At 71.6% G+C, this 8,175-nt stretch carries 8 protein-coding genes; all 8 read right to left on the bottom strand.

Annotated elements, in window-relative coordinates:
* Positions 1-13: 13 nt before the first annotated feature.
* Positions 14-1,207 carry a cytochrome P450 gene (locus GA0070623_RS00350; protein ID WP_067313014.1) on the bottom strand — a complete coding sequence of 398 codons (1,194 nt, stop codon included), beginning with the start codon at positions 1,205-1,207 and terminating at the stop codon, positions 14-16.
* A 40-nt stretch (positions 1,208-1,247) separates the two neighbouring features.
* Positions 1,248-1,463, bottom strand: coding sequence for a DUF5988 family protein (locus tag GA0070623_RS00345; RefSeq protein WP_067313016.1), 216 nt, complete (start codon positions 1,461-1,463; stop codon positions 1,248-1,250).
* A 132-nt stretch (positions 1,464-1,595) separates the two neighbouring features.
* Positions 1,596-2,555 (bottom strand): Gfo/Idh/MocA family protein, encoded by a 960-nt coding sequence (locus GA0070623_RS00340; protein ID WP_067313018.1) that lies wholly within the window; start codon positions 2,553-2,555, stop codon positions 1,596-1,598.
* On the bottom strand, positions 2,552-3,535 hold the full coding sequence (locus GA0070623_RS00335; protein ID WP_067313020.1) for a Gfo/Idh/MocA family protein: 984 nt from the start codon (positions 3,533-3,535) through the stop codon (positions 2,552-2,554). Before GA0070623_RS00335 ends, GA0070623_RS00340 begins: the two co-directional genes overlap by 4 nt.
* A gap of 332 nt (positions 3,536-3,867) precedes the next feature.
* A complete protein-coding gene (locus GA0070623_RS00330) occupies positions 3,868-4,953 on the bottom strand; it encodes a cellulose binding domain-containing protein (RefSeq protein ID WP_084261505.1) in 1,086 nt (361 codons plus the stop codon).
* Between the two features lie 162 nt (positions 4,954-5,115).
* The gene (locus GA0070623_RS00325; RefSeq protein WP_067313024.1) at positions 5,116-5,988 is read right to left on the bottom strand and encodes a sugar phosphate isomerase/epimerase family protein; all 873 of its coding nucleotides are present in this window, start codon (positions 5,986-5,988) and stop codon (positions 5,116-5,118) included.
* A gap of 5 nt (positions 5,989-5,993) precedes the next feature.
* Positions 5,994-7,178: an ABC transporter substrate-binding protein gene (locus tag GA0070623_RS00320; RefSeq protein ID WP_231932607.1), complete on the bottom strand. Its 1,185-nt coding sequence runs from the start codon at positions 7,176-7,178 to the stop codon at positions 5,994-5,996.
* A gap of 12 nt (positions 7,179-7,190) precedes the next feature.
* Positions 7,191-8,174 carry an ABC transporter permease gene (locus GA0070623_RS00315; RefSeq protein WP_067313028.1) on the bottom strand — a complete coding sequence of 328 codons (984 nt, stop codon included), beginning with the start codon at positions 8,172-8,174 and terminating at the stop codon, positions 7,191-7,193.
* Position 8,175 lies beyond the last annotated feature (1 nt).

The following is an 8,175-nucleotide window of genomic DNA, read 5'->3' as shown; positions in this document are numbered from 1 at the left end:
CGGAGCGGGACGCTCACCAACGGACGGGCAGGTGCTGCACCGCGAAGACGGATCCCTGCAGGCGCAGCGGCACCTCGTCGGCCGGGATGGCCAGGCTCAGCTCGGGGAAGGCCGTCAGCAGCGCCGACAGCCCGGTACGCAGTTCGACGCGGGCGAGGTTCTGGCCGAGGCACTGGTGGATGCCGAAGCCGAACGCCACGTGCCCCGAGGTCTCCCGGTCGATGTCCAGCTTCGCCGGGCACGGGAACTTCGCCGGGTCGCGGTTGGCCGCCGGCAACGACACCGTGACGGTGTCGCCCTTGCGGATCAGCTCGCCGTGCAGCTTGAGGTCCTCCAACGCGGTGCGGTACGTGTGGTACTGGTTCACGGTGAGGTAGCGCAGGAGCTCCTCGATCGTGGCGTCGAGCCGCTGCGGTTCCGCCCGGAGCAGGGCCAGCTGCTCCGGGTGGTGCAGCAGGGCGAACACGCCGACGGCCAGCGCGCTCTCGGTGGTCTCGTAGCCCGCGAAGAGCAGCAGCGTGATGATGTTGCGCACCTCTTCCCCGGTCAGCTCCGGGTCGGCGACCAGGGTGCTGATCAGGTCCTCCCGGGGCTGCCGGCGTCGCCGCTCGACGACCTCGTCGAAGAACGCCCCCGCCTCGGCGTACGCGGCGGCGGCCTCCGCCGGGTCGGCCTCCGCGTCGTGCAGCAGGATCACCGCGTTCAGGTAGCGGTCGCGTTCCTCGTACGGCAGGCCGACCAGCTCGGCCAGCACCCGCAGCACCAGCGGCTGGGCGAAGGTCTTGACCAGGTCGGCGGGCGCCCCGTGCGCCCGCATCACCTCGATCTGTTCGGCGGCGACGGCCTCGACGTGCGGCGTCAACCGGTTCGTCCGCCGGACGGTGAACTCGCCGGTCAGCAGCCGGCGGTAGCGGGTGTGCTCGGGCGGGTCCATGTGGATGAACATCCCGGGGATCAGCGGGTGGGTCGGGATCACCTGCCCCTGGTGGGTCACCGGGAAGTGGCCGACCTCGCAGCTGTGGCTGAACCGGGGGTCGCTGAGGACCTCCCGCACCAGTTCGTAGCTGGAGACGATCCAGCCGACGTGCCCGTCGGGGTAGCGCATCCGGGCGAGCGGACGTTGCTCCCGCAGTTCGTCGAAGATCGCCGGTGGATCGAACTTGTCGGTCCGCGCCCACGGCACTTCGAAGGAAATGGGGTCGGTCATGGATTCCTTCTCCCTCGGAAAATGGTGGGTGGGCGCTGTGCTATTCGGCGATCTTGGTGCGGCCGGTCCAGCGGAAGACCGCCACTTCGGACCCGTTCACCGTCTGGTATTCGCCCTCGTGAATGAAATGCTCGTAGCCAGCCCCGTGCCGGATCTTGAGTATTTGTCCCAGCGCCGACTCGGGGACGCTGCGGTGCGCCGACGACAAGTCGACCGGTCCGCCGCTGAGGACGACTTCCACCTGCGTGACACTCATCTGATCTCCCACTTTCGCCGGGTCGTTCCGCCTGGAACCTGGGCGCGCGATTCCCGCACCGACACGGTCGGCGCCATTCTCACGAAACGTGATCGACAGGTCCGGTTCCGGGCATCGGCCGGGCCGATGTCGTCATCCGATGTCGACGGGCTGCCCGGTGCGTAGTGATTCGTAGGCGGCCTGGATGATCCGCTGCGTGCGGAGCCCGACCTCGCCGTCGGGGCCGGTCCCCTTGCCGGTGTCGACCGTGTCGAGGAATTCCCGGAGCATCAGCGGATACCGGTCCTCCCCGCCCGGCTCCCGCCGTTCACCGCCGGTGGCGGCGTCGAACCCGCCGAGCAGCCGGGGGGCGGCGTCGTACTCCACACTGGCCCGGTCCCCGATCAGGGTCAGGCCGGGTCCGGCCGCCGCCGGGCTCCCGCTGCAGTCGAGGGTGGCGACCACCCCGCTGCGGTACGTGACGGTGAGCACCGCGGCGCTCTCCCCGCCCTGGCCGCCACCGGACACGTCGTTCGCCTGTGCGTAGACCTGCTCGGCCGGTACCCCGCCGAGCACCATGTCCACCAGGTCGAGCAGGTACGGGGCGTTGGCGGCGACGGCTCCGACGGTCGTGTCGGCCGCCGGTGGAGTGTGGTATACACCCTGGATGGTGGTCAGGGTGCCGACCGCGCCGTCGGCGATCCCCCGACGGACAGCGGCGAACGCCTCGCCGTAGCAGGCCGGGGAGGCGAGGGTGAGCCGGACACCCGCCATGTCGCAGGCGTCCACCATCTCCTTGACGTCCCGCTCGCTGAGCGCCAGCGGCTGTTCGCACAGCACGAACGCCTCCGCCTCGGCCATCCGTTCGACGATCTCCCGGCGGCGGTCGACGGCGCTGGTGACCACCACGGCGTTCGGCCGCCAGGGCAGCACCTCGTCCCAGTCGTCGAGGTAGGGCACCCCGAGCTCCTCGGCGAGGGCGCGGGCCCGGGTCTGGTCGTCGGGCGCACCGTCGGGGTCGGCGATGAGCAGTTCGACGTCGGGCAGGTCGTGCAGCAGCCGGGCGTAGACCTCGGCGCGCTCGTGCGCGAGGGACAGGACGGCGACTCTCATGCGGCTCCCTTCACAGGCAGTTCCACGGCACGGCCGGTCCAGGCGGACTCCGCCGCGGCCTGGGTGATACGGACCGCGGCCAGCGCGTCCCGGGCACCCAGTCGCGGTTCGGGGCCACCCAGGAAGGCCTGGGCGAACTCACGCATCTCGGTGGCGAACACCGACGTTCCGGCGTAGCCGAAGCCGTCGGCCTCGCCGTCGGCCACCCGGACCTCCTGGGGCCATTCGGAGTCGTAGCTCACGCTGCCGCCGGTGCCCGAGACGTGGAACGCCACCCGGACGGGGGGCTTCGGCGTGGCCGTCCACCGGCTCACGACCTGGCTGATCGCGCCGCTGGCGTGGGTGAGCACGACGGTTCCGGTCGCCACCTGCCCCTGCGGGGCGGGTGCGGCGATCTCACCCTGGTAGCGGGCGTACACCCGGACGACCTCACCGAACACCCAGTACGCCAGGTCCGCGCCGTGCAGGAGCTGGTCGGTCAGGATCCCGCCGGACCGGGCCGGCACCGACGCCGTCCAGGGCCTCGGGTGGTACGCGGAGAACTGGAACCGGGCGACCGTGCCCCGGCCGATGCCGCCGGTGGACACCACCTCGTGCAGCCGGGCGAACGCCGGGGCGAACCGCACGTCGTGGGCCGGGTAGAGCCGGACCCCGGCGCGCTCCGACGCGTCGACGATCTCCTCGGCCTCGGCGGTGGTGGCGGCCAGCGGCTTCTCGCACACCACGCCCACGCCACGGGCCATCGCGGCCAGGGCGATCTCGCGGTGGGTGCCGGTGGGGGTGCAGATGTCCACGGCGTCCGCGCCGTCCAGCGCCTCGTCCAGCGAGTCGACGGCCCGCGCCCCGAACTCGCGCGCCAGCTCGGCGGCCCGGCCGTCGTGGGAGTACACCCGGACAGCCGCCCCGGCGCCGATCCACGCGTCCAGATGGAAGCGGGCTATCAGGCCCGCACCGATCAGAGCCACCTCAAGCTGTCGCATGGCAAGTCCAGACCTTCCTCCCGCTGCCGGACCCACGAAACTCACAGGTACGGATCTATGCCTGGTTAGACTCGCCCACTCCCCTGGTCAGGGGCCATAACCAACGTGGGTAGTTCGGTCCGGTGACCGGTTCGCCGGTTTCGTCCCGGCGGCCTGCGGGAGGGCGACCCGGCCATCCGGGTCGCTGTCGCCGCCTCTCGGGCCGGACCCGGCGGACAGGGCGACGGGCGGCACGCGTGCGCGTGCCGCCCGTCGTCGAACGACTGGTCGCGGACCGGCCGGGGGTGGCCGGAACCAGCCGGCGGCCGACCGGGTCGGCCGCCGGGAAGGAGCTACCGGACGACCAGGTTCAGCGGGTTGGAGATGCCGACGCCGCCGTGGGCGTCGTAGACCCGGACGGTGTAGACCGACGAGGTGGCGGCCGCCAGGTCCACCGTGAACTGGTAACGCTGCCCGCTGTTGGTCGCCGTCGTGGCGACCCGGGTCGCGCCGAGGTACAGCTCGGCCCGGTTGACCACGTCCCCGGGGTCGGCGTCGGTGGCGTCGGCCACCAGCGTGACCGTCGTCGGTTCGAGGAAGTACGTCTGCCCACCGGGGATGCTCAGCGCCACCGCCGGAGGCGTGTTGGTGCCGGTGGCCGGGGGCGTCACCACCGTGATCAGCCGGGGCGGCGCCCCGCCGGACAGTGACTGGTCGGTGCCGGCGGAGACGTTCAGCACGAAGGTGGTGCTGGTCCCGGGCGCACCGACCGGCGCGGTCCACTGCGCCTCGTACCGGTCACCGGCCGTCCTGGTCCCCGGCGCCACCGTGACGCCGTTCACCCGGAACGACACCGAGGTGATGCTGTGGCCGCCGCCCACCGTCGCGGTCGCCGCCAGCGGGACGGGGCCCGGCGCGGTGTAGGTCGCGCCGGCGGCCGGGCTGAGCCAGGTGACGATCGCCGGATAGTCGGCGACCGGCGGCGTCGGCGTCGGCGTCCGGGTCGGCGTCACACTGGGCTGGACACCGCCGGTGCAGGCGACCCCGTTGAGGGTGAACGCGGCGGGCACCGGGTTGCTGCCGAACCAGCTGCCGACGAAGCCGATGTTCACCGTGCCGTTGGTGCCCAGCTTCGCGTTCCAGCCCAGGTTGGTCGCGCTGACCTCCCGGCCCGACTGGCTCCAGGTGGCGCTCCAGGTCTGCCCGAGCAGCTGGTCGACGGCGGGGAAGGCGAACCGCAGCGTCCATCCGTCGACGGGCTCGCCCAGGTTGGTGACCGCGATGTCGGTGCTGAAGCCACCGGTCCACTGACTGCTGACGACGTAGTTCACCCGGCAGCCGGCGGCCGCGCTGGCCGCGCCGGCGTTCGTGATCACGGCGACCAGCCCGGTCACGGCGACGACGGCGGCCATGACGACGGCCGTCAGCGATTTCCTCATGACACACCCCGCCCAGATAATATCGTTAAACGTCAATATCTAAGATGACTGTCCTGCGGTGTGACCTTCCTGTCAAGGCACCACCGGCAGTCCTGCCGCCGGCAGGACTGCCGGTTCCCGCCCGGGTCCACCACCCGGCGTGCCGCACCCGGGCGGAGCGCCTCAGCGGCCCACGGCCGGCGGACCCGTGGTGACCTCCCGCAGGTAACGCAGACCGTCCGTGGCGAGCCGGTCCTGCGACGGGGCCAACGGACGCCAGATCGCCGCGGCGGTCGCGATGGTCTCGTTCTCCGCCGTGAACGACTCGATGCAGACCGCACCCCGGTAGCCGGTCTCCCCCAGCACGGCGAAGAAGCGCGGCCAGTCGAAGTGGTCCGCCCCGGGTGCCCCCCGGTGGGTGCCGCTGACCTGGACGTGCTTGATGTGCGGGCCGGCGGCGGCGAGCGCCGCGTACGGATCGGACTCCTCGATGTTCATGTGATAGGTGTCGATCATGATGCCGACGCTGGCCGGCAGCCCGTCGATCAGCTCGACCGTCTGCGCGACGGTGTTGACCACACTCGTCTCGTAGCGGTTCAGCGCCTCGACCCCGATGCTGACGCCCTGCTCGCCGGCCTGCTCGGCCACCGGGGCCAGTGCCCGGCGGAACTCCGCGTAGCAGGCCGCCCGCGCCGACGGCGACATCCGCCAGGTGCGGCCGACCGAGGCGTACACCGGGCCGCCGACGCAGGGGGCGCCGACGGCCGCCGCGGCCGCCACGCACCCGCCGAGGTACGCCACGGTCGACGCCACCACCTCCGGCGCGGCGTCCACCAGGTCCCGCCCCGGCGGGGTGACCGCGCAGACACCGGCCGCGGCCAGGCCGTGCGCGGCCAACAGGTCCCGGGTACGGACCGGATCCCAGTCGCCGGGCTGTTCGATCGGCAGTTCGACCGCGTCGAAGCCGAACGACGCGATCCGCGGGACCAGCTCGGCGAGGGCCGCGTCGTCGACGGGCGAGGCCCACACCCAGGGGTTGACGCCGATGGCGTACACCGGGCCTACTTCCAGCGCTGCGGGTAACCGGGCAGGTCGGTGCAGCCGCACATCGCGTAGTGCAGCGGCGGCATGTCCGCGTCGAGGTACTGGTCCAGGTTGTCCTGGGTGATGGTCGGCTGGGGCAGCTTCCACGGGTTGGACACCGGCTGACCGTCGAGGATCCGCAGCGCGGCGATGATCGGCGTCCGCCACTGGTAGGTCGGGTAGGTCGGCGCGATCGCGGTGAGCTTCTTGTCCTTCCAGATCTTCAGGAAGTCGAGCTGGTCCTCGCCGTTGATCGGCGGCACCGGCTTGCCCGCGTCCTGGAACGCCTCGACCGCCGCGACGGCCACCGCGCCGGCGTCCATCCAGACACCGTCGATGGTGCCGTACCGCTGGATGTAGTCGTCGACGATCTTCTTGGTCTTGGCCGGGTCACCGTCGGTGAACTCGACCCCCACCACGTCCACCTTCGCCTTGTCGAACGCCACCTTCGCCGCCGACCAGCGGGTCTCCAGGACGTCGACGCCGGGCAGGATCCGCAGGGCGAGGAGCTTTCCGCCGGGCTTCATCTTCTGGCTGACGAACTCGGCCCCGACGTGACCGAAGCCGTAGCCGCCGATCGGGTTGATGAACGTCACCGGGCACTTCGTGTCGACCCCCCGGTCGAACACGACGACCGGCAGCCCGGCCTTGCACGCCGCCTCGACGGCCGGGGTGAGGGTGGCGGTGGTGTTCGGTGAGACGATGAGCGCGTCGCAGCCCTTGCCGAGCAGGTCGTTGATGTCGGCGATCTGCTTCTGGTCCTTGCCCTCGGCGTCGACGTGCACGAACTCCTTGATCCGGCCCTTCTGCGCCGCCACCTCGGCCTGCATGGTCTTGAAACCGACCTGCCGCCACGGGTTGTTCAGCGCTGCGTTGGAGAAACAGATCTTGTGCGGCCCGGCCTTGCGGAACGTCGCGGTCTCCACCATGGTCGGGTTGAGTACCTGCTCCCACGGCCGGTCCGCCGCACCGGTCGGGGTGGCCCCGAGCAGGGCCAGCTCGGCGTCGTAGTCGGCCTGCACGAAGAACTTCGACTGTTCCCCGGTGCCCGCGCCCGCGGACGAGGAGGGACTCCCCGCCGGCCCCGCGCCCGGTTCGTCGGTGGCGCAGGCGGTGAGGGCCAGCAGGGTGACGGCGGCCAGGGCCGTCATGGAGCGTCGCACTATGGTCTCCCCTTATCGTGACGAAGGACGGGTTGCCGAGACCGCCACGGCGAGCAGGATGATCGCGCCCTGGACGGTGGATCTGAGAGCGCCGGAGACGCCGTAGAAGTTCATCAGGGCGAACAGCAGCTCCAGGGTGAGCGCGCCGAGCATCGCGCCGACCACCGAGCCACGGCCGCCGCCCAGCACCACACCGCCGAGGACGACCGCGGTGATCGCACCGAACTCCAGGCCCGCGCCGGCCTGGAACGACACCCCGCTGTAGCCGCCCAGCAGGATCGCCGCCACGGCCGCCGCCAGTCCACTGAGGACGAAGGCGGCGGTCCGGGTACGCCAGACCGGTACCCCGCTCAGGTGCGCGGTGCGCGGGTTGTCGCCGACGGCGACCAGCGTCCGGCCGAAGTCGGACCGCATCAGCACCACCGCGAGCGCCGCGAGGACCACCAGCACCAGCAGCGCGTACGGCAGCCGGCCGAGCACCGGCACGTCCTCGACGGCCCGCCGGCCGAAGCGCCGGAACTCCTCGGGGAGCCCGCCCTTCGGAGCGCCGTCGGACCACAGGTAGACCGCGCCGACCAGGATCAGGTACATGCCGAGGGTGGTGATGAACGACGGCACCCGTAGGCGCGTGGTGATCAGACCGTTGACCAGCCCCACCAACGCGCCGAAGGCGAGCAGGAGCAGCACCACCGGCCAGGTGCGGGCCGGATCGTCGTCGATCAGCCGGGCCGCGACGACCACCTGGGCGGTGACCAGCGAACCGACCGAGAGGTCGAACTCGCCGGAGACGATCACGAAGTACTGGCCGGCGGCGAGCAGGATGATCGGCGCGGACCGGCCGAGGAAGGACATCAACGACGGGGGGTCGAGGAAGCCGGGCTGCCGGATGCCGACCAGCACCAGCAGCACCACGAGGATCGCCACGATCGGCAGCACCCCGCCGGGACGGAGCCGGGCCCGCAGCAGGCGCCCCGGACGACGCTGGACGAGCTGCATG

Source organism: Micromonospora rifamycinica, from assembly GCF_900090265.1.
Classification (GTDB): Bacteria; Actinomycetota; Actinomycetes; order Mycobacteriales; family Micromonosporaceae; genus Micromonospora; species Micromonospora rifamycinica.
This window is presented reverse-complemented; position numbering and strand designations above follow the sequence as displayed.